Source organism: Brevibacillus sp. AF8, from assembly GCF_021270385.1.
Classification (GTDB): domain Bacteria; phylum Bacillota; class Bacilli; order Brevibacillales; family Brevibacillaceae; genus Brevibacillus.
This window is the reverse complement of the sequence record NZ_JAGQDN010000005.1, coordinates 164,443-186,572: the sequence shown is the minus strand read 5'-3', so window position 1 is coordinate 186,572 and position 22,130 is coordinate 164,443. Positions and strand designations below refer to the sequence as shown.

Annotated in this window: 21 protein-coding genes; 6 read left to right on the top strand and 15 right to left on the bottom strand. The window is 46.5% G+C overall.

All coding sequences use genetic code 11. From position 1 onward, the window contains the following. Window positions 1–7: 7 nt before the first annotated feature. The 4 genes from KB186_RS10240 to KB186_RS10225 form a co-directional block, all read right to left on the bottom strand. Window positions 8–2,059 (bottom strand): penicillin-binding transpeptidase domain-containing protein, encoded by a 2,052-nt coding sequence (locus tag KB186_RS10240; RefSeq protein ID WP_232773541.1) that lies wholly within the window; start codon window positions 2,057–2,059, stop codon window positions 8–10. A gap of 169 nt (window positions 2,060–2,228) precedes the next feature. Then, window positions 2,229–2,921 carry an FHA domain-containing protein gene (locus KB186_RS10235; protein WP_232773540.1) on the bottom strand — a complete coding sequence of 231 codons (693 nt, stop codon included), beginning with the start codon at window positions 2,919–2,921 and terminating at the stop codon, window positions 2,229–2,231. Between the two features lie 196 nt (window positions 2,922–3,117). Next, window positions 3,118–3,447 (bottom strand): cupin domain-containing protein, encoded by a 330-nt coding sequence (locus tag KB186_RS10230; protein WP_017251270.1) that lies wholly within the window; start codon window positions 3,445–3,447, stop codon window positions 3,118–3,120. Window positions 3,448–3,630: 183 nt separating this feature from the next. Then, entirely contained in the window at window positions 3,631–3,906 is a 276-nt protein-coding gene (locus KB186_RS10225; RefSeq protein WP_232773539.1) for a DUF2277 domain-containing protein, read from the bottom strand. A 165-nt stretch (window positions 3,907–4,071) separates the two neighbouring features. Between KB186_RS10225 and KB186_RS10220 the strand changes: the two genes are divergently transcribed. Further along, window positions 4,072–4,563, top strand: coding sequence for a hypothetical protein (locus KB186_RS10220; protein WP_232773538.1), 492 nt, complete (start codon window positions 4,072–4,074; stop codon window positions 4,561–4,563). Window positions 4,564–4,621: 58 nt separating this feature from the next. Here the strand turns inward: KB186_RS10220 and KB186_RS10215 are convergent, their stop codons facing one another. From KB186_RS10215 to KB186_RS10195, 5 genes are all read right to left on the bottom strand, one after another. Further along, on the bottom strand, window positions 4,622–5,554 hold the full coding sequence (locus tag KB186_RS10215; RefSeq protein WP_173610128.1) for an aldo/keto reductase: 933 nt from the start codon (window positions 5,552–5,554) through the stop codon (window positions 4,622–4,624). A 284-nt stretch (window positions 5,555–5,838) separates the two neighbouring features. Then, entirely contained in the window at window positions 5,839–6,822 is a 984-nt protein-coding gene (locus KB186_RS10210; protein WP_232773537.1) for a helix-turn-helix domain-containing protein, read from the bottom strand. Between the two features lie 139 nt (window positions 6,823–6,961). Beyond that, window positions 6,962–7,738 (bottom strand): GNAT family N-acetyltransferase, encoded by a 777-nt coding sequence (locus KB186_RS10205; RefSeq protein WP_173610126.1) that lies wholly within the window; start codon window positions 7,736–7,738, stop codon window positions 6,962–6,964. A 29-nt stretch (window positions 7,739–7,767) separates the two neighbouring features. Then, on the bottom strand, window positions 7,768–8,661 hold the full coding sequence (locus KB186_RS10200; protein WP_173610125.1) for an AEC family transporter: 894 nt from the start codon (window positions 8,659–8,661) through the stop codon (window positions 7,768–7,770). A 12-nt stretch (window positions 8,662–8,673) separates the two neighbouring features. Next, entirely contained in the window at window positions 8,674–9,639 is a 966-nt protein-coding gene (locus KB186_RS10195) for a PfkB family carbohydrate kinase (protein ID WP_221867932.1), read from the bottom strand. A gap of 149 nt (window positions 9,640–9,788) precedes the next feature. Between KB186_RS10195 and KB186_RS10190 the strand changes: the two genes are divergently transcribed. After that, on the top strand, window positions 9,789–11,945 hold the full coding sequence (locus KB186_RS10190) for an insecticidal delta-endotoxin Cry8Ea1 family protein (protein WP_221867931.1): 2,157 nt from the start codon (window positions 9,789–9,791) through the stop codon (window positions 11,943–11,945). 78 nt (window positions 11,946–12,023) lie between these two features. Here the strand turns inward: KB186_RS10190 and KB186_RS10185 are convergent, their stop codons facing one another. The 4 genes from KB186_RS10185 to KB186_RS10170 form a co-directional block, all read right to left on the bottom strand. After that, window positions 12,024–13,007: a glutaminase gene (locus KB186_RS10185; RefSeq protein WP_370646666.1), complete on the bottom strand. Its 984-nt coding sequence runs from the start codon at window positions 13,005–13,007 to the stop codon at window positions 12,024–12,026. A gap of 19 nt (window positions 13,008–13,026) precedes the next feature. Beyond that, on the bottom strand, window positions 13,027–14,448 hold the full coding sequence (locus tag KB186_RS10180) for a M20 family metallopeptidase (RefSeq protein ID WP_232773536.1): 1,422 nt from the start codon (window positions 14,446–14,448) through the stop codon (window positions 13,027–13,029). 25 nt (window positions 14,449–14,473) lie between these two features. Next, window positions 14,474–15,703, bottom strand: coding sequence for an MFS transporter (locus KB186_RS10175; RefSeq protein ID WP_221867928.1), 1,230 nt, complete (start codon window positions 15,701–15,703; stop codon window positions 14,474–14,476). 234 nt (window positions 15,704–15,937) lie between these two features. Next, entirely contained in the window at window positions 15,938–17,236 is a 1,299-nt protein-coding gene (locus KB186_RS10170) for a hypothetical protein (protein ID WP_173610254.1), read from the bottom strand. A gap of 172 nt (window positions 17,237–17,408) precedes the next feature. On the opposite strand from KB186_RS10170, the gene KB186_RS10165 reads away from it, so the two are divergent. Both KB186_RS10165 and KB186_RS10160 read left to right on the top strand, forming a co-directional pair. Continuing rightward, entirely contained in the window at window positions 17,409–17,933 is a 525-nt protein-coding gene (locus tag KB186_RS10165) for a DinB family protein (RefSeq protein ID WP_232773535.1), read from the top strand. Between the two features lie 199 nt (window positions 17,934–18,132). Then, a complete protein-coding gene (locus KB186_RS10160) occupies window positions 18,133–19,386 on the top strand; it encodes an MFS transporter (protein WP_232773534.1) in 1,254 nt (417 codons plus the stop codon). 78 nt (window positions 19,387–19,464) lie between these two features. Here KB186_RS10160 and cuyA read toward each other — a convergent pair whose 3' ends face one another. After that, window positions 19,465–20,469 (bottom strand): D-cysteate sulfo-lyase, encoded by a 1,005-nt coding sequence (gene cuyA, locus KB186_RS10155; protein WP_232773533.1) that lies wholly within the window; start codon window positions 20,467–20,469, stop codon window positions 19,465–19,467. 110 nt (window positions 20,470–20,579) lie between these two features. Between cuyA and KB186_RS10150 the strand changes: the two genes are divergently transcribed. Both KB186_RS10150 and KB186_RS10145 read left to right on the top strand, forming a co-directional pair. Continuing rightward, window positions 20,580–20,783, top strand: coding sequence for a YgaP family membrane protein (locus tag KB186_RS10150; RefSeq protein WP_232773532.1), 204 nt, complete (start codon window positions 20,580–20,582; stop codon window positions 20,781–20,783). An 84-nt stretch (window positions 20,784–20,867) separates the two neighbouring features. Then, the gene (locus KB186_RS10145; protein WP_232773531.1) at window positions 20,868–21,359 is read left to right on the top strand and encodes a DUF2569 domain-containing protein; all 492 of its coding nucleotides are present in this window, start codon (window positions 20,868–20,870) and stop codon (window positions 21,357–21,359) included. On the opposite strand, the gene KB186_RS10140 is transcribed toward KB186_RS10145, so the two are convergent. After that, the gene (locus tag KB186_RS10140) at window positions 21,311–22,057 is read right to left on the bottom strand and encodes a Crp/Fnr family transcriptional regulator (protein ID WP_232773530.1); all 747 of its coding nucleotides are present in this window, start codon (window positions 22,055–22,057) and stop codon (window positions 21,311–21,313) included. The genes KB186_RS10145 and KB186_RS10140 overlap by 49 nt on opposite strands. Window positions 22,058–22,130: the final 73 nt, after the last annotated feature.

Below are 22,130 nucleotides of genomic sequence, written 5' to 3'. Positions count from 1 at the left end.
GCTCTCCCTAATTTTTCAGTACCTTCGTGAAAATCCGTTTGATACGTGCATCGAGTACATGACTGCCACCCCGACCACGGACATCTTCTATCATCATGGTAACCAGCAAACGCGGATCATCTACATTAAAAACGGCGTACCAACCGTTTTCCAGCCCAAGCTCGCCTTTTTTCTGCTTTAGTTCAGCTGTTCCAGTCTTGCCCGCCATGCGAATACCAGGCACGCGTGCTCCTCGTCCTGTGCCGCGCGGATCTTCCATAACCTGTATCAAATGCTGCTTCACCGTACTCGCCACATCTGCAGGTATGACATTCGTCTTCCAATACCCGTCTTTTTTGTCTTCCTGCAACAGTGATGGATGAACGATATTCCCGTCATTTGCAAAAGCGCTGTACACCAACGCGAGGTGAAGCGGCGTCATCGTTACCTCGCCCTGACCGTAACCGGAGTCTGCCAATTGAATTTCGTTTTTGAAACCATCGTTATACAGCTTCGACTTTTCCAGTGGATATGGAATCGGGAGAGCTTCATGGAATCCAAGCAGCTCGCTCTTTTTCACAAATTGCCCCTCCCCCATGGAGAGCGCCGCTTTCGCGAAATAAATATTGTCGGAGTACACCAATGCTTTTTCCAAATTGACAGGTCCCCCGTAATCGCTGACCCGCGTTACCTCGTATCCACCCCAGGACGCATCCTTTTGCCAATGCAGTCCGCGGACGTGGATACTGTCCGAAGAGGTAATTGCACCTGACTCAAGGCCAATCGCTGCCGTAATCGGCTTGAAGGTGGAGCCCGGCGCAAACCCGCGCACGAATCGATTCAGAAACGGCTTTTGCGGGTTTTCATTCAGTTGCTTCCACTCTGTAGCCGACATCCCAAGCACAAACGCATTCGGATCAAAGGAAGGAGAATTGACGAGCGCCAGTATTTCCCCGGTCTTTGGTGAGATGGCCGCAGCCGTGCCTGCTTCGTTTTTCAGCTCCTGGTAAATCGTTTTCTGCACTTCAGCATCTATAGTTAATGCCAGTGGCTGTCCATGCTTGGCAAAGCGTTCCGCCACGGTCTTTTTTTCCGTTCCATCTGCATCCGTGATGATAATGCGCCCACCTGTACTCCCTCTTAGCTTCTCCTCAAAAATCTGTTCCAGTCCTGATTTTCCAATCACATCGGACGTTTTATAGCCCTGATTCTTTCGCTTCTCGTACTCTTCCTGATTGATCGCTCCTACATAGCCAACCAGATGGGCCGTCGCGTCCTGATAGGGATAGTAACGGACCTTCTTTTTGTGCAATTTGAGCCCTTCTGTTTTTTCTAATTGTTTGAGGCGTTCATCGTCCTGTGGCAGCGTGGCGATCCGGATAAACTTTGCCGACTTGCTTGTCGTAGCTTGTACCTTCGAGGTGAGGTCATCCAACGGAATTTGCAAAAGCTTGCTGACCGCCATTTTCCCGGTCTGTGACGTCTGGCTCCATTCTCCCGGATTTATCCCGATATCTACCACGATACGCTCTGTTGCCAATGGCCGCCCTGCCCGATCCGTGATTTCACCTCGTCTGGGATACACCGTATTGGCTCTTACTTTGTCCCCTTCTTTCATTTCTGGAAAAATAAAAGAAGGATTCCAATGAATGTACCAATCCTCCAAGTCGTTCTGCGTTTCTTTGACTAGCGTCGCTTTTCCCGTAAAGGAAATCGGTTCAATGAAAGTTTCCATCGTCAGCCGGTAATGAAAGTTGATCTGCCCATCCTCACCTGGCAAAACGTCGCCATTGTACATCGGCTCGACCACAATCGCTTTGGCCTCGATTCCTCCGTAAATGTTTTGATAACGTGAAACGAATTCTTCTTTGTTGATGGTCCTTTTTGTATGTAAAGAAAGCTGCTCGTACATGTCAGAGAATTTCTGTTCTCCCCATTTTGTCGTATACGCGGTGAATGCGGCCTTTGCTCTCTCGCCTTCCGACTGCGTAGTGTCCTTCCAAAAGTCCCAGAAAAGATAGAAAAAACCTGAAAGAACAACGACAAAAACCGTCCAAAATACTATCCATGTCTTTTTCACTAGTCATTCACCTTCCCTATCACACGATATTACAGTCGGATACCATAATATATGGAAAAAAGATGATGACATGATGAGACTATTCTCATAGTACGATGATAAGTGTCAGATAGTTACATCAAATGCAAAAAAACACAGGAAATTTATCCTGTGTCTGTCGTACTGCCTACTATTCTTCCCACATGTAACCAAAGCGCGGGATCGTGGTGACATTCTCGCCATATCTGCCCAGCCGCTTACGCAAGCGATAAACGAGAGCGTTGATCTCGGCTCGTCCAACATCGGGAACACTGCTCTCAGCATTCAGCAACCGCTCCGGCCAGACGAGTACCATGATTTCCTCATAGCTAACCGCCTGATTCGCACGTTGGTACAAAAGCATGAGCAAGTCCATATCTTTTCCGGTCAAATGGATTCTCGCACCATCGAGACGGATTTCTCTGCGTTCCAGATTGATGACCAAGCCGGAAGTAGAGGTAGTTTCTTTTGGATACGTCAAAGGGAATGAGAACTCCCGTGTCACATCCATCTCGCTACCCTCTGCGAAAAATATCATTTCTACCACGCCTTTGGCCAGCGTAATATGATCACCATGATAAAGAAAATGGGGTGCCTGCTGTATCGGCATTCCGTTCACTTCTGTCCCATGCTTGCTTTGCAAATCAGAAATCGTATATTGGTTATTGATTTTCCGTATCACTGCATGCCTTCTGGATATATACGGACTGGAAAAAGCAATGTCTGGTTGTAATTGATTGCCCCGTCTCCCAATCGTACACTCTTCCTTATGTAGAAACTGACGCTTTTGAAGCTGTTCGGGGTCTCCCTTTTTGATCAATACATATATGCCGTCGTCCAACATTCATCACCTCGAAAAGAGTTGGAGCTATCAGTATTTATTACAGTACAAATTACGTATAAGTCAACACTTTTTTGAACATATATTAATAGCAAAAAAGCCGCCAATTGTCCAGCCAACGAAAGTGACCGGTCGATTGACAGCTCTATATCATCGCTATCCACAAACGAATAGCGCTTGATTTTCTATGTTGATCGTCTTAGGAGCAGCGCTTGAGAGCAGCGAATTTTTTCGGTTCAATCGCCAGTAGATGACAATCGCCGTTCGGAATAAACAGTTTATAGGAAACTCCCTTTGGCACAACGATAAACTCTCCGGCTTCGACCCATATATTACGCTCGTGGTACATCAGCAGCAGTCTGCCTTTGACGACAAACAGCAGTTCATCTTTCTGGTCATTTTGTTGCCAAGGATACTCACCTTGCAGCTTCTCTAGCTTAATAGACGTATCATTCATCTCTCCGACAACCAGAGAGCCCCAGGAATCTTGCAAGCGTGATAAATGTTGTGCGACGTTCACCTTTTCCATGATGATCCTCTCCCCTTTGCCTTCTACGATAATATAATTCGCAGGAGAGAGACATAGCAGCGAAATGATAAATCATCTCATAAGACGATGATAAGATACTGAAATTTCTGATACGGGAAACAAAAACAGGCAGTTACCTTGAAGGCCTGCCCGTTAAATAGTCTATTTCTCTTTATCGTCTTACTACTCTGTCGTGCCAAACCGTTTGGCGTTTCTCGCGCGAGCACGCTCGATCTCGACTTCTCGATTGCGTGGCTCTGCATTCGTCACGAGCGAATCCAGGAGGTTTTTCGCAACAACGGAGACCTCTTGGACCGCGCGGTTAAAAGCCTCTTCATTGGCCTTCGAAGGCGTGTTGAAGCCCGAGAGTTTGCGCACGAATTGCAGGGCTGCTGCTTGAACCTCATCTTCTGTCGCAGGTGGGTCGAAGTTGAATAAGGTTTTGATGTTTCTGCACATCGCTTACACCTTCTGTTCCCTTTTTTGTATCATTCTACTATACATGAACGATGAATCGCTAGGGTTGCTGATTGCGCACGAAAGGGCCGTTTAGCACAGCATTCATGTATAATGATTTTTAGATATTGATATATTGTCATTGGGGAACAGGTGGTGTGAACGAAGGTGGCAGACACCAAAAGAACGATAGTAATTTGCAATGATGTGGGTCTTTATTTTGACGCTCTGACACGTGGTAAGCATTACGAAGTTTTAGCTGAGGACGAAGCAAAAGAACAGATAAGGGTTGTTGGTGACAATAACCGAGCAAGATGGTTTAGAAAGTATTATTTCGTACCTGACGGGAATAGTGTACCAGTATTAGTTAACTGGACATTTGACGATACGATTCAAGATTCAAGTGAAGAATCTTTAGAACATATTGAGGTCACAGTCACCTTTAGTGAAGGTGACAAGAGATGGTGTTCCCTTTGCACTAAGGCTGGATTGTTGGGTTACATTGAGCGGAACATGGACGATAATGTTTTCTTAATAGAGAATCAGGTAATTGTGAAAAACTTTTCAAAAGAAGTAGTCACTGACGCATTAAAGCGATTAGACCAACAAAATCAACTACTAAGTTCAACCAAACCGTTTACTAAGGAGGTCAACCAGTAAAAACTGGCTAACCTCCTAATACGAAAGGGCAGTAGTACGAAGATTCGCCACAGAGAACCTATTTAAAAATACGATCAATTTCGTTGATTTCTTCTTCTGTCAGGTGGACGTCTACTGTTTTTAAATTATCCAGCACTTGCTCTGCTCTTTGTGCTCCGGGAATGACAACATCAATTGAATGATGTGTGAAATACCAAGCAAGGACTATATGAGCAACTTCGGCATTTTTTTTATTTGAAATTTTACGGAGCTGCTCTACCTTTTCTAGATTTCTTATAAAGTTATCGCCCTGGAAGTGAGGCATATCTTTGCGTAGATCATTGAATGTCATATCCTTATTGTATTTACCGGCAAGCAAGCCTGATGCTAGTGGAAAGTATGGAATAAACGAGATATTATTCTCTGTCGTATATGGAAAGAATTCTTGTTCCGCTTCACGCTGCAGCAAATTGTAGTTTCCCTGTACTACATCGACATAACCATCCTTATTTGCTTCTTTCAATTGTTCCAGTGAAAAGTTAGAAACGCCAATTGCTCTAATTTTACCTTCGTCCTTTAGCTGTTTTAAGACTCCAACCGCCTCATCTTTTGGTGTATCCTGATCTGGAGCATGAATATAAAATAAATCTATGTAATCTGTTTGTAGCCTTTTCAAACTATCTTCAACGGTTTGTTTTAAATAAGCAGGCGAATTATCCATGGTAACATCATTGCCGACAAGTGTAAGGCCACCTTTTGTTGCAAGGATGAGTTCATGACGCTTTCCTGCTTCTTTTATCACTTCACCTATTAGCTCCTCTGAACGTCCTGTTCCATAAAAAAACGCTGTATCTAAAAAATTCACTCCATGGTTAATCGCAGCCCGCACCAAATCTTTCCCTACTTCTTCATTTAAATCAGGATAAATATTGTGGCCACCTACAGCGCTTGTTCCAAGTCCGATTGGATTGACAACTAAATCTGTTTTACCAATTCGTGTTTGTTTCGTCATTCTCTTCAACTCCCTCTCATTTTAAGCTTAGCGTACGTTTTTCGCGTGAGGTTTTTACCGGGATCTACATCATAATTCATTACGTTACGTAAGTTTCAAGTGCAAAATGGATTTTTTTGAATATTCGCATGAAAATATTGTTTTTCTTTAGGGACCTGGAGCCTAATGGCATGTTGCCGCTCGCCCTATGCCGAGGATGAGAATAACCTCTTGTCCGAACAACCGCTCTGCTATAAACGATATATCTGTGGAAGACGTATAACACGGTCTGATGGCTTGTAAAACTAGCAAAACCTCCCCCGCTTCACTTCGGAAGGATTGAGTCCATACTGCTTGCGAAACGCCTCGGAGAAATGACTGAAGTTAGAGAATCCCACGATGAGCGCAACCTCACTGACATTCAGATTGCCTTCCTGTAGTAGTCCAAGTGCTTTTTCCAAACGCCTTTCCCGCAAATAGGCAAATGCACTGGTCCCGAACTCTTCTTTGAAGCCGATCTTCAGCTTGTATTCATTGAGCTGCGCCAAACGCGCCAGTTCGATCAGAGAAGGGGGAGACTCCATATTTTCGAGTAAAATGTCACGAGCGTTGTGTATCTTTTCCCGATCACTCCGAGATAACTGTGATCTCGGTCGATTCACTTCCCGCTCGTACAAAAACGCATCCAGCGCCGACGACACAATCTCAAGAATCTTGCTTTCTGTATACAATCTCCGCAGCTTCTGATGGGAGGATGTAAAATCGTTCAACTGCTGGAGCATCCGAGCCATATATGGTTGCAACGGCATACGAAACAGACGATAGGCTTGATTGCCTAGCAGCCCTTGAAAAGAATAGGCTGCTCCCACATCGCTCTCGGCCACCCAATCATTAAATTGCTCCACGGATATACCGATGCCGACAGATTGATGAGAACCATCCGCCCGGTACATAAAATGCGCATGAAAGTCGTTCATCAATTGAAGAGAACAGCTCCCAGGCAAAAACTCGTGCTGACTTCCCGAAACGACGAACTCCCCGCTCCCCTCCAAACAAAAGCTAAGCTCCACCATGGCTGCCTGCGACTGTATATCCATGACGCGGTTTTCCTGGAGGGAATAGTTGGATTCAACCAGCTCCAATCCCGGTCGGGGAATCACTCTCCGAAAGTAGCCGTCATTATTCGTCCGTGTATACCGATTCGCTTCGGACACAATGCAATCACTCTTCGTAGAAGGCAATGCATTAATGTAGCTATCGTATATGGAATGTACAGATGCTTGCTCCATGACCTTCTCCCTGCCTAATCATATGTAGGATAATTTTGCAAATGATTCTTATTCTCATAATAGTTACACAGGCGACGATCTGCAACTACAAAAGCTGCCCCTCAGAGCATTGGGCAGCTTCCATTTTCACGATACGATACTATTTATACTCATAAAAACAAGGATAAGAATAGGCGAGAAATTCAAAGCCTTTTTTCTCCAAGATCGGTCGACTCATCGGGCTCGCATCCACCATCAATAACGGATACCCGCGTTCCTGTGCTGCTTGTACCCGCACTGCCACGAGAGCCGTATAATAGCCTTTATTTCGAAATTCAGGTAAAGTAGAGCCTCCCCACAGACTGCCAAAGGACGTATCCTCATGCAAGTACATCCAAGCTGCACTCACTGCCTGATCGCCACTGTACGCAGCGTACACGAGCAGGTGTTCAGGATCTTCCGCCAAATCCCGTTTTAATCTCGCAGCAAGCTCAGCACTCACACTCCCCCATAGATGCTCCTTCAACTGCATGATATCATCAATGCCCGCCGCGTCTGTGATTTGCCGTATCTCTGGCGGAATGACAAGGCTTCGCAACTCCTTTGCCTGCGCCACCTCCAACACAAGCGTCGCTTCCTCCTCATCAACCGTAAAACCATGAGCTTTCAGCCTCTCAAGCAAATGAGCGGGTTGGTCATAGTCAAACAGCTTCCACTCAAAGGATTGCTGAAGACTTGAGAAATACTCAAGTTCCTGCTTGATAACTTCCTCTGCATTTTCTTCAGACAGCCTGGAATACAAAACGACTCCTGAATCATCCGAGGTGGGTGAGACGTGGCGAACGAGGTGTTCTGTCTCCTCCCGCCGGAGTGGCGGATAGGTGATTTTCACCCTCATCTCCTTGTCAAAAAGCCGCAATACTTCTGCCTTGTTCAAGTTATCTTCCTCCCTTGTCTACATCAGGACTAGTGCAAAATGTTCAGCAAAAACGTTAATGTACCTATACTGATCACCGTCGTAACCAACACGCTGCTGGAGACGAATTGTGGTCGCATGTTGAATTGGATCGCATAGATCGCAGTCGTTGCAGCAGAAGGCATGGCTGCCAGAACGACCAGCACCTTTTGCAGCAGCGGATCAATCGGGAATAACAGGCAGATGAGGTACGCCAAAAGTGGTGACGCCACGAGTCGAATGACACTCGCAGCACTGAGTCCCTGCCACTCTAGCGCTTTGGTAGATACATTGGCGAGCTGCATGCCCAAGATGAGCATCACGACTGGAATCGCCGCCTGTGCAACGAGATCAATTGCCTGGTAGTAGCTTTGCGGGATGACGATTTGCAGCTGTTGCAGCAAAATCGCGAGAACCACTGCGTAATTCGATGGCTGCTTGAAAATCGCCTTGATGGCCGTCCCCATCCCATTCCCGCCTCGGGAGGCAAAATACACGCCGAATACGCCCATCATGATCGAGTGGAAAACCATGATTTGCACCGCATACGTAAAGCCAGCGTCTCCAAAGGCAAACAAGATAATCGGCGTCCCGTAGTTGCCACTGTTCATGAAGGCGGTCGCGAGCATCAGTGCGCTTTCCTGTTGCTTGTCGTATTTGAACATGCGTGCCGTCAACTGCGTGATCACAACGAGAGCTGCCAGCAAAAGCAGAGAAATCACCACGATATAAAATAATTGCAAGTCGAGCTGTGTTTTGTAAAAGGTACGAAAGACGAGCGCCGTCGACAAGATGTAAATCGCCAGGGAAGAAATCGGCTTCAAATCCATTTTGAAAATGCGCTGCAAAATGTAGCCGCTGAGAAAAATGAGCAGGACAGGCAGGATGACTTCCACAAAAATCATGACTCTTCCCTCCTACCGTGCTGCTTCCATGAAGCTTTTGACCTCAGACAGTGTAGGCATGGCGGGAATGGCACCAGATCTTGTTGTCGCGAGTGCACCTGCGGCATTCGCAAAACGCACCATGTCCTCTAACGTGGCTTGTGAGATATCCAGCATACTTTCCCCCACCTCAAGAAGCTGATAGAGCAGCGCGCCCACAAACGCGTCTCCCGCACCAGTCGTATCAATCGCGGTTACTGGAAATCCACCGACTGTACCGAACTGATTTCGTGTGCGGTAAAAACACCCTTTTTCCCCCAAGGTGACAAAAACAGCCTGCAGCTCATATTGCGCAAGCATCCACGCTGTCGCTTCCACGACATCCTCGCTCCCAATGAGAAAAGCCAGCTCTTCTTCGGACAGCTTGACGATATCGGCCTGCGTCATTCCTTGGAGAGCCAAAGCCTTTGCTTCCTCCAGATCCCCCCATAAGGACGCTCGAATATTCGGGTCAAATGAAAGGAGCCGCTGATGCTTTTTCGCGTACTGGACGGCTGTCCAGGTTGCTGATCGGGCTGGCTCATGCGTCAAGGACAGCGTACCGAAATGAAAAATCGCTGCCTGTGCAATCAGCTCCTCGTTCACGTCCTGCTCCCGCAGCATAATGTCTGCACCCGGATTGCGGTAAAAGTGAAAAGCACGATCGCCTGTCTCATCGAGATGGACAAAAGCCAACGTTGTAGGTGCTTCCTCCGTGAATACAAGTCCTTCTGTGCCAATATTCTGTCTGATCAAGGTTTGCTGCAAAAAACGCCCAAACATATCGTTTCCCACCGCACCGATAAAGGAAGTCCGCTTCCCAAAGCGCGACAGGGCGGCAAGCACATTGGCAGGCGCTCCTCCAGGGTTTTGCTCAAATGCAATGCTGCCCGGCTTTTCCTTTTGCTGTACAGGTGTAAAATCAATCAATAGCTCACCACATGCAACCACATCTATCATGTTGATTTCCTCCGATGACCGTGATAGCTCCAGTATGTCACAGGTTCTTTTTTTTGCCAATGAAAGCCAGCGGCTGTACGAGTATTCGTCAAAAATGTTAAAATAAGGAAATTAATTAGCGTAGTTTATCAAAAAGGGGGAGTTATTCCATGCAGGAAAAAAACTCTTTATCCACTGGTCCTTATAACACACTATCGACATCTGCTTATCAACAGTTGAACAATCTAGCTAGCAAGGCAGACGGATTTGATTGGGAGCAATTATTAAAAGATGTTTGGCATGATGTTTACAATGGACAAATCACGCGAGATTACCTTCAGCTCGCAACAGACAATAATATCGATTATCGTGCCTTAGTCACAACTATATTAAGCTATGCTTCTTCTTACATACCTTTTGTAGGGTCTGTAATAGGCTTCTTTATTCCTATTATTGATTTAATTTGGCCCCCCTCACAACCCGATTTATTTGATATTTTGCGGCAGCAGATTCAAGATTTAATTAACCAAGCGTTAACAACAGACACATTGAACAAATTACAGGCACTGCTGCAAGGTTGGAAAAATGAACTTGATGTTTTAGCCACAGAAGTTAAGAATTTAACCGATCCGAAGACCTCGACTATAGGAAGCACAGTTAATACGATTCACCTCCAATTTGTTCATGATATACCCCAATTTACACTAAAAGACTATGCAGCCTATGCACTTCCTCTATATGTTCAAGCAGCAACCATGCATCTGGGCCTTTTAAAGGAGGCTATTTCTAAACAAACAGATTGGGGAATTAGTGATTCAGATAAAACGAACTTTCTGACTTATCTAAAACAGTGGATCGTAAAGCATAGTGAGAATGTTTATACTCTTTTTGTAACAGGGTTACAAAACATACAGGACGATGAATCTAGTCAAATTAGCTCCGCCGACTTTATCTACACGTCAACATTATACGGGTTTGATATTGCTGCATTATGGCCTACTTTTGATAAATGGCCTACTAATGACAGTCCAGAAGTTTATCCGACACAAACAGATATAGAACAAACGAGATTCTTATTTTCTGATCTAGTAGGAAGGGTTGACTGGCGAGGCTATCCATCCGCTGGTGATCCAAGCACGTACCTGTATGGGAATTTCCCTGGTGAACTGACGCAAATTTCAACGAGAACATGGGATCGAGTGGATCAGATTCAACAAGTATTAGATAGAGGATACAATCAATCACAAACATATACTTACGGGGATTCCGGTGGAGCTGCAAATGACCCTATCAACATTTCAAGAGACAATCCGTTAATTGGAGTAACACCACGGGTTATGAGCCCGTATGTTGGAATCATGATGGATTTTGCAGATGGGACTAGTATTACCAATGGAGGAAATTATGGCTATGACAAGAGAGTTGTAGCACCTGATAACCATAAAGTTCATTTTGTCTTTCCATGGACAGACGAGCTGGGTGGCCAAGATGCAGTGATAAATGCATTTGTTTTCAAAAATCTACATCCCGAAAATGTAATAGGCCAATCAGATCCAACAACAGGAGTATTTACGATTAAAGGAATTCCAGCTGAAAAAGGTTATATTGAGGATGGCAGTCCACTTAAAGTTGTACAGGAAAGATTGAACGGGACCAACGCGGTTCAACTCCCACTCGGACCTTCCCTCGTTGTACCTATTACCAATAAACTTGCTGGTCAGTATCACATTCGTGTACGTTATGCGAACCCTTCAGATTCAAGCATCGATATTTGGCAATCAGTCAATGCAGGAAAGCAGACTCTTCAAGGCGGTAATTTTACATTTCCAAGCACCAAAAACGTTCAAGATCAAGGATACGTGCCAGGACAAAATGGAAACTATAGATTGCTTACAATCTCTCTTCCTGATCCTATCTCCCTACCTTTAGGAGAAATCGATGTACGTCTCGGACAATACACCAGTCAAACGCAGGGTAATCTGTTTATTGATCGGATTGAGTTTGTTCCGGTTCAAACTCTATTTTCAGGCCCATACTACCTATATGCTCCGGAAGGTTATCCTTTTTCAAAAACCCTTTGGAAAGGGAATACAATTAACCGGCCTATTTCTATAGTAGGAACCGCAAATTTTTCTAGTGAACCAGCCGTACTCCAATTTTATCAAGATTCAGCTTTGCGAAAAGAAATTTCTATACCTGGTTCAGGTCAAAATTACAATTATCCTAATACATCCATTCCAAATGGTTTTAATAAAATTGTACTTCACACAAACCAAAGTGCTGGTAAAGGAATAAGAGGAACAATGACAATTTCCTTGAGTAATTAGTTGTTTATAAATGAATCAAGGTACAATGGACAAAAAGAAATGGCTAAAGATCCAGACATGATCTCTAGCCATTTCTTTTTAATAGATCGTCAAATCCCACGCATTTGCCATATGCTTGAGCAGTGCTACCCCTGCCACACTGTTTCCGTACTGGTCAATCGCAGGGCCATACACACCGATTCCACAGCCGCCAGCAAAAGGCAGCTCACCAAAACGCCCACGCGGAGGGACGGCAGCCATAATGCCTCCTGAAACGCCGCTTTTCGCTGGTACGCCCACAAAAGCGGCAAAATTGCCGGAAGCGTTGTACATGCCGCATGTGACCATCAGTGCTTTGGTTACACGAGCCAGCTCTTTGCCGAAAAGCTGTTCCTTGCGTATCGGATCATAGCCATCATGCGCCAGGATCAAGCCGATTTTTGCAATGTCCTCCGCCGTTACCTCCAGTGAGCATTGGCGGATGTACACATCCAAAGCATCCTCTACCGGACAAGCCAAAAAGCCAGTAGCTGCGAGATAGTAGGCGAGGGAACGATTCCGGTTGGCCGTTTGCCACTCAGAGCGATACACTTCCTCGTTGATCTGATGCTTGCGTCCTGTCATGCGCTCAACCATGTCTTGAAAGGAGCGAAATTTTTCCTGGACTCCGTTCCCCTGCAACAGGGAAGAAACCGTAATGGCTCCTGCATTGATCATCGGATTAAACGGCCTGCCCGGCTTATGCATTTCCAGCCGAACCATTGAATCAAATGCGTCTCCTGTAGGCTCTACATCCACCTGCTCCAATACATTCGAAATCCCGTGGTGCGTACAAGCTGCGAGAAAGCTGATGACTTTGGAAATGCTTTGCAGGGTGAAAGGAGCATCGTAGTTGCCTGCCCTGCTGATTTGTCCATCTGGTCCCATCACACAAATCCCTAGCTGTGTTGGGTCAGCCTCTTTCAAAGCGGGGATATAAGCAGCGCATTTGCCCTTGCCGGACTCCCCGCGATATTGCTCGATCCATTTTTCCAAGCAGTCTGTTTCAATCGTTCTTGTTTGCTGCGCCACTTGACTAACCAACTTCCTTTTCACCGTCGATTTACGCTTTTTGAGGTGGTTGAACATCATCCGGAATGAGCGAGAAATATTCTTCTCCTTCCAAACGTTCCTGCAATTCGGCTTTTGCCTGTTCGATCAGCGCCGGGTTTTCCATCGCCTCAATCGCTGTAGCAGCCATGACTTTACCTGCCTGCAACATCCCCTTGTGTGCGATTGGCATGGCCCCTTGCGAGACGACCTGCCACGTATGGAAAGGCGTACCCAGTGCCCAGCACGTCGTCATGCATTGCATCGTTGGAACTTGCCAGCTGACATCTCCTACATCTGTAGACCCGGCAAGCGTAAACTCGTGCGTAGGAAGTGGCCCGATCACATCCGCAATCGCCTTGTCCTTTAGTTGCTTCGCCGTTTCACGATCCAACCCGAACAATGATGCTCTCATATCCTCAGCTGATAACGTTGCCTGAATTTGTTTGGCATATTGTTGATCTGCTTCATCGTACGTTGGCACGCCGACTTCAACCAGATTTTTGTGCATGAGCTTTGCTAATATCGTATTCGGCACGAGATCAGAAGCTGTACCCTCAAACACCGCATCCATAGTGGTTCCCGTCATCAAGGCGGCTCCCCTTGCGATGTCGTAGACTCTTCCATACAGCTCCTTCACTTGCTGCTTTTTCGGAGCGCGAATCAAGTATACGACCTCCGCAAACGGCTGGACGACGTTTGGCGAAATTCCACCTGTATTCGTAATCGCGTAGTGAACCCGTGCTTCCGGAATCATATGCTCTCGCATGTAGTTCACGCCTACGTTCATGAGTTCCACGGCATCCAAGGCACTGCGTCCCAAATGCGGAGCGGCGGCTGCATGCGCGCTTTTTCCGTGAAACTGAAAACGAACGGAGTAATTCGCAAGCGAGCTGATGTTCATGATGCTTGGCGCTGTCGCAGGATGCCAGGAGAGCGCAAAATCTACGTCAGCAAATACGCCGGCTCTTGCCAAATACGCTTTTCCCGAGCCCGCTTCTTCTGCTGGGCACCCATAGTAGCGAACTGTACCTTGTAAGCCGGTTTGCTCCATGTAATCCTTGATGCCAACCGCTGCTGCCAACGCTCCAGCTCCGAGGAGATTATGTCCGCACCCATGCCCATGACCGTCAGTGACAATTGGATCATGATTGATGGCGCCTTTTTTCTGGCTCAAACCTGCCAGCGCATCATACTCGCCCAGAATGGCTACGACAGGCTTGCCGCTTCCGAAGCTGGCAACAAAGCCAGTATTCAGTCCAGCGATTCCTTTCTCCACTTCAAAGCCTTCTGCTGCCAGCGCTTGACACAAGTACTCGGCAGAACGATGCTCCTCGAAGTAAATCTCTGGTGTTTCCCAAATTTTATCGCTAACGCGAATAAACGCGTCTCTTTTTTGTTCAATTAACGCAGAAATGATCTCGGTTCTGTTCATTTCATACGCTCCTTTCTCTCGATGTTCAGGCGGATGCACTGTCGGCGTTTTGCTTTAACAGCTCGCCTTTTTCATAGTTCAACGATAATAGTGCGCCAATGCAGATGACCGCGAAGCCGATCAGCATCCAGAACGCTGCATCAAATGAACCGTTAAACGCTTCGACGATAAAACCAATCGCCATCGGCGTGATAAAACCAGCCAGCTGTCCACCTGTATTCACGATGCCCATCCCTGTTCCCGCTACGGCAGCCGGAAGATTTTTCAGGACAACAGACGGCAACAGAATGATCACAAAGGAAAGGAACAGCGACACAATGGCTTGATACGTAATAAACATCGTCACGCTCGATGCAGTAAACATGAAGTACAAGAGGACCGCCACTACCACACAGGAGAAACTACCAATGATTTTTTCGCGACCTTTAGGCAGCTTGTCCAGTACATAGCCGCTCACATAAATACCGACCAACGTAGCAAAGCCTGGGATCGTTTGCAGCCAGCCGAGTGAAATCATGTCCAGTCCGCGTACCTTGCTCAAGTAGGTTGGCATCCAGGTTACGAGGCCCCAGTTTACTGCATAAATGCTGAAGTAAGCGATTAACAGACTCCAAAGCAGCGGTGTTTTAAACAGCATAGCCACTGAGGTTTTTGATTGCTCGGAGCCAGTTGTATTCGTTGCAGATTCTGCTTGTGGAAGTTTAATATAGCGCCAGAACAGGAAAGCAATGATAGCGCCAATAGCTCCAATGACGAGGAACATGGTTCGCCAGCCCATGGTTTGAATCATCCAAACGGATAAAATCGGAGAGAAAAGTCCAACAATGGCACTAGAGGAGAGCATCACGGACATGGCTCGCGAGCGTTCCTTGATAGGAAATATGGTAGCGATAATCTTCGAGCTGGCTGGTTGGAAACCACCTTCGCCGATCCCGAACAGAAAACGGATGAGAATCATCGAAGCCATAGACCAAGCAGCTCCGGTCAGCCCCGTAAAAATAGACCACATGACAACAGAAGCAATGAGTACTTTTCTGGCACCAAATCGGTCTGCCAGCCAACCTCCAGGCATTTGCATGAGTGCATAACCAGCAAAAAAGCTACTGAGCAATAATCCCGTGGAAGAAGCACCAAGCTGCAAGTCTTCTGTGATCGACAAAATGGCATAGTTCATGACGTATCGATCCAGGTTCCCTAATGCCCAGCCTAAAAAGAGTAGCGCTAAAATCCAGTTTCTCGTTCGTGCTGATACCATATGTGTGGATACCTCCTTCTAGTTGCGTTACTAAGCTAGTCTTTCATTTTGGCGAAAGCGCATTCATCTCGTTCGATGACCGACAATCCGCGCCAATATGGTCCAGCCCTCTTATTTACCGCATATATTGCGACATGTCGTTATATATACTCTACGAAATGTTGAGACTATTGGCAACGTTTTTTTTTAACATTTCGATTTCTCGGCAATGAAAAAAGCACCCGTAACGGGTGCTTACAAAAGTCGGTATCGTTTGGTGGGCCTTCCTCGGGTTGATTGCGATTCCTCCCCCGAGCTCTCCGCCAGCTCAACGGCACACAAATCCGCGACGATTCGCTGTGCATTTCGCTCGCTCATTTGCAAATATTTGGCCAGGTCCTTTGTCGTGAAATCGGTCCAACCCATTTTTTGCAGCAAGGCATCGAGCTTTTTATAGCTTTTGACGCTGATGTTCCCCTTTTTTAGCTTTTCCAAAACCTCATCATCGTCGGCACGATACGAGTAGACGAGCTCCTCTTCCTGCCCGACCCACTCCACGATCGTTCCATCATCCTGAATCATGACAATATCTCGCGCTGCTTTTTCCTTCGATTGGCGCAGGGCGCGATGGGCATTCATCTCTGCTGCAAAAGCCGTCTCTCCAAAACCGATTCCGACAGCGACCGTCGTATCTGCTTCCTTCGCCAAAAACTCCACTGTGTTTTGCAAGGTAGGGATCTCTCTGTGAATCGTCCCACGGGTACTGTAGATAACGTATCGGCCATTCCCCTGCTCCAGAAGTGATCCATCCACCTGCTCGCACAGCTTGATCAGCGCTTGCTTTATTCGCAGCTCCAAATATTGCAAATGATACGGGGTCTTTGCGCTTTCCTTGATTCTGTCAAATTGCTCGACCTCAATCATCTCGATCCCGATTTGTGTATCCTTGAAATACGACGTCCGCACTTTCTCCACAAACACGCGTATCGTTTGCTGGATCTCCATATGGCTAGGCGAGATCCAATAGGCTGGGATACCTGCTTCTACTAGCGTTTGATAGACTGTCGGATAGCAGGTCATGGCAGCGTCTGTCTTTTTCTCCTTCCATAGCGCAAGATGAAAATCCAGCAGTTCCTGCGGATCGATCGTAGCTTCGAACGTCTTCATATACATATCGCTCACAGAGATGTTGATGTTGTGAAGGGAATCTTCCATGAATTTTGTGGATAAAAGCATATCAATGCTGACGCGATCAATTAATTTCCGATGAGTGTAGACCATTTCCAAAAAGCCTTTATAGATGCTGGACTCCGTCGGGTAAATATGTTCCATCCGCTTGTCATCATCCAATGCTTGCCTGGCAATCAAGTACGGAATCGGTCCGGAAAAAAGCCAGTGATCCACATACTGGTCATTTTCCAAGACAATTTTTTCTGTCTCTTTTGTCTCTGTATACGGATACGGAACAAAATTCATTCCTTCCTCAAATTCCTTTGCAACCGCAAGAATTCTTTCTACCGATTGCTTGGGACCAACCACGCCGATTTTAAACATCCATCTATCAACCTCTGCGTTTCTGTATTATTCGAGCCTTGCTTACGACCATTCTATACGTATTCACGCAAACAAATCCACCCTTCGCCACACAAAATGGGCAGGACTACGCGAAACGAAAGAGAAATGTTGGGGAAATACTACGGGTTTCCATACCGAAAGGAGTCGTACAATGAATTTTAATCTGAAGCAAGCGATTGAGGTTCTGGAGCGTACACCGCAAACATTGGAGTATTTTTTAGTGGGCTTATCGGATGGATGGTTGCAAGACAACGAAGGGAATGCAACCTGGAATGCCACCGAAGTAATCGAGCACTTGACCCAGGCTGAGAAAACGAATTGGCTCCCACGGCTCGAAATGATTCTTCAGGATGGGGAAAGCAAACCCTTTCCTCCTTTTGACCGTTTCTCTCACTTACACGAGACTTCAGAAAGGTCGTTTGCACAAAAGCTCCAGGAATTCAAAACACTTCGAACAGAAAATCTCGTAAAACTACAAGCACTCGTAGATCTGGAAAAGAATCTCGAATTAACAGGGATACACCCTGCATTTGGCGTAGTCAAGGCAAGAGAGCTGCTCTCTACATGGGTGGTTCACGATTTAACCCACATGGCGCAGATCGTACGAGTCTTGGCCAAGCGGTACACGGCGGATGTTGGACCTTGGCGCGAATATTTAGGTATCTTGAATAAGTAACGCTTGGTTCTCCATATTGCCATATTGCTGACTTAAGAAAAAAGTGATACGATTTATGGTATAAGATTTTATAAAAGAGCTCTCGGAACTCCCCGGAGCCTGATTATTGATGAAGGGCGACCCTCGTGAATAATCAGGCTCCTTTATGTTTGTAATAGGGCTGCTCATCTGCCCTATTAACGAAAAGGGAGTGACGAGAGTGAACGAGATTTTTCGCATTCGCAATTTTCGCAAGCTGTTTCTTTCCAATTTGTTTTCAGGCTTTGGCCAGGGGATGACCATGATCGGGATATCTTGGTATTTGGTAGAATCCACAGGCTCAGCCAGCCTACTTGGTTCCACCATGCTTCTCTCCTCGATAATGACACTGCTCCTCGGACCTTATTTTGGTACATTGATTGACCGCTTTTCCCGCAAGACCATTCTACAGCTGGAACAGCTAGGAGGCTTCTCGGTCCTCGCTCTTGTAACAGCTTGGGGATTTTGGGGGACTTATCAAGAGTGGATGATGGTTCTCGTTTTTTTGGCGTCGATGTTCATGTTTCAGATTCACGAACCTACACAGTCAGCCTTCATACAGGAAACCTTTGAGCAAAAGGACTACAATGTGATCAATTCTACCATGGAAATTCAAGTCCAGACCGCTTTGGTCCTCGCAGGAGCTTTCGCAGGTTTTCTATTGGGGAAATACGGACTACATATCGTGCTGATCCTTAACACTTTGACCTATCTGATCGCTTTTCTCTCCTTAACCGGAATCGACTATGTGTTTACACAAGAAAAACAAGTAGAAAAATACCTCCGAACATCCTGGCTGTCACAATTTCAGCAAAGCTGGGTCTATATCAAAGAAAAACGAGGGTTTATCGTATTCGGAATTGCTGCGCTGATACCATTCCTCGCCGTTATGCTGACGAACCTGCTTAACCCTATCTTTGTTAGCCAAGTTTTGGGGGAGGATGTGGCGATCTATTCCATGGGAGAGGTTACGTATTCCATCGGTGCAGTGCTGGCGGGATTTCTTCTTACCTGGTTTCGTGGAAAAATCGGTGCTTTTCCTTATATGGTAGGGAACTTCATCTTGATGGCGATTGCTCTTGTAATGACCGTTGTGATCCCAATGGGCTCGGTTTTTGTGTTGCTCTCTGCGTTTATGGGCTGGTGCAATGTATCAACCAGACTGATCCGACAGACCATCTATATGGAACTGCTACCTAATCGTTTTATGGGCAGGGTCCTGAGCTTTTTTCGGTCGATTGGTACATGCATGCGGCTGTTATTGCTCGCTCTATTTACGCTCATGTTAGATTCAACAGGCGCATCAGTCGGTTACCTTGTATTGGCAGGTCTTCTGGTAACGGCCACACTGGGAATCGTCTTTTCCATGCGTATGCTGATGCAGCAGGTAGACACCACCGATGTTGTGACTGACCAAGGCACTGTAAAGCACTAAGTCTGTCAGCTTTCCTCTAAAAAGACAGCGGTAGCTATGGACGTGAAAGTACATCCTGGACTACCGCTGCCTGCTACGTTATTTGGATGGCAAAAACAAATGCGGAACGGTATACAGCGCTGGGGCACCACCCGTATGCAGGAACAGCACGTGATCGTTCCGATTAAAACGCCCTTCGCGAATCAAGCCGATCAAGCCTGCCATTGCCTTACCCGTATAGACCGGATCTAACAAAATCCCCTCTGTCCGAGCGACCAACTGAACAGCTTCGATCATGCCATCAGTCGGAATCGCATAGCCTGGCCCGACAAATCTGTCGTCGCAGAGCACAGCTTCTGCTCGTATGTCCCCTTGCAAATCAATCAATGCAGCTGTACTGCGCAGCAACCCCATCACCTTTGCTTCTTGTGCAGCCCGATCGCGGCTGACATTGATCCCGATTACGTTTGTGTTGGACTGACGCGCCATAAAGCCGGCAAGCAGACCGGCTTGCGTACCGCCACTTCCCGTTGCCGTCACGACATAATCGTACGGAGTCATCGCTTCCCAAGCCTGCTGCTCAATTTCTTCCGCGCACGCCATATACCCCAAGGAGCCGACTTCATTGGAGCCTCCTACAGGGATCAGGTATGGTTTTCTCCCTTGTTTTCGCAAACTTTCAGCGAGTTCATCCATAGCTGCAAGCAAATCTGCCTCTGCGGGAATGACCTCGATTTTTTCTGCTCCGAGCAAGTGGAACAACAGATGATTGCCACTCGCCTGCGGTTGGTAGTCGCCCGTCTCAGGCGCGGACAGCACGAGTTGGCAGTGCAGACCTTCTCGAACAGCCGCCGCCAGAGTCAACCGGCAGTGATTGGATTGGACAGCTCCGCATGTTATTAACGTATCTGCCCCTTGCTCGATTGCCTCCGCCACCAAATACTCCAGCTTTCGCGTCTTGTTTCCTCCTGCTGTCAAGCCAAGCATGTCGTCTCGCTTGATAGAAATGCTCGGTCCGCCTAACTCCTTGGACAAACGCTCCAGCCTTTCGATTGGTGTATGACCCTGCGAGTATTTTCTGCGATGGTAACGGATTTGGTTCATGCTTTTCTCCCCTTCTGCTTTGCGTTATGTGACTTTGTTACATGCAACCAAAAAGTACTCCGGTACAATAAGTCTCATCAATCACAAACACCATAACCGGAGGGATAAGAATGAAAAACGTCGGTCGTTTTGATCAAATGCTTCGTATCGTTGCTGGATTAGCCTTTCTGTCCTTGTTCTTCTTTCTGGACGGAGGCTATCAATACCTTTCGTTGATGGGCATTCCGCTCCTGTATACAGCCTTGACCAAACAGTGCTTCTTCTATCGTATCTTTGGGATTAACTCTTGCCAACTTCCTTCGCAAAAATCTTAATTTTTGCATTTGACCTTACCTCTTTGATTATATACCATTATCTGGTATCGATATCATTACGATCAGAGAGGTAAGAAAACACGAATGAATGTCCAAACAGAAGCAAATGTAAATAAGCCAAAAGGATTGGGCGGCTGGTTAATCTGGCCGACCATTATTGTCGTTCTGAGCCCACTTTCCTTGCTTGTATCCGTTATCGGCATTTTTCAGGATTATACTGAAGCAATTGAAGGGCTCGCACCGTTTATGGAGCAAAGTCTGTCATTCACTTTGTATTACTACGGCAACATTTTGTTAGAGATAGGACTACTCGTATTTTCGCTGTTCCTTCTCGTTTTCTATTTCCAGAAAAAGAAACGTGCTCCGCATTTATTTGTTGGTCTGATTCTTTTTTATATCACCTTGAACATGATCGATTTGTTCGCTTGGACGAGCTTTAACAATCTTTTCGGAGACACAAGTCAGTTTGTCAAGCAATCGGGACTAAGCTTGCTTCATACTTGCATCACCGCAATGATCTGGATTCCCTATTTCCGCTTGTCCAAACGAGTGAAGAATACATTTGTGAATGAATGAGGGGCAAGCGCTTCCCTCAATCGCTCCCGATGCACCCATAACGGCTTACGCAGTCCCGCCTTCTTCACGATGCCTTCTACTGTTAGCTCATGGAGTGTCTCTGTTACTGTTTCACGAATACACCCCATCATCGTCGCCAGCTCCTGATGCGTCAGGATCACTGCCAGCTCGATCCAATCTGGTGCGTCAGCCTGGCGCTCTCCTCCGTATTTCTCGCACAGCCTGCCGAGCAAATATACTAAACGCTGTCGCACACTTCCATACGCCATGAGCTCCATCATTTCTTCTACCTCTTGCAAGCGATTCGAGACAATCTCGATAAAATGCAAGGCAAGCCTCGGCTTCTCTAGCATCAGCTCTTCAAATTGCCCTTTATCAATCGAACAAATCACCGAATCTTCCCACGCTTCGGCGTACATATTGGTTGAACTAATCGTAAACGAGCCGATCTCGCCAAACACATGGCCCGTGCCGAGCAAATCAATCGTCAGCTCTTTGCCGTCAGCCGAAAGCTTGTATAGACGAACCTTCCCAGCCTTGATCAAAAACAGCCTTTTTAGCTCCAGGTGAGGAGAGGAAATTATCGTTCCTTTTTTGACTACTTCCATAGGAGTCGCCGGTTCCAATTGGGCTAGCTCTGCTTCACTTAACGACTGAAACAAATTGATACGGGATAAAAACTTCTCCTTTTCGACCACCGTGTACTTCCTCCTGCTCATTGTAGGCTGGACTACATATTGTATGGATCACTCCCATTATACTCCTCGTTAG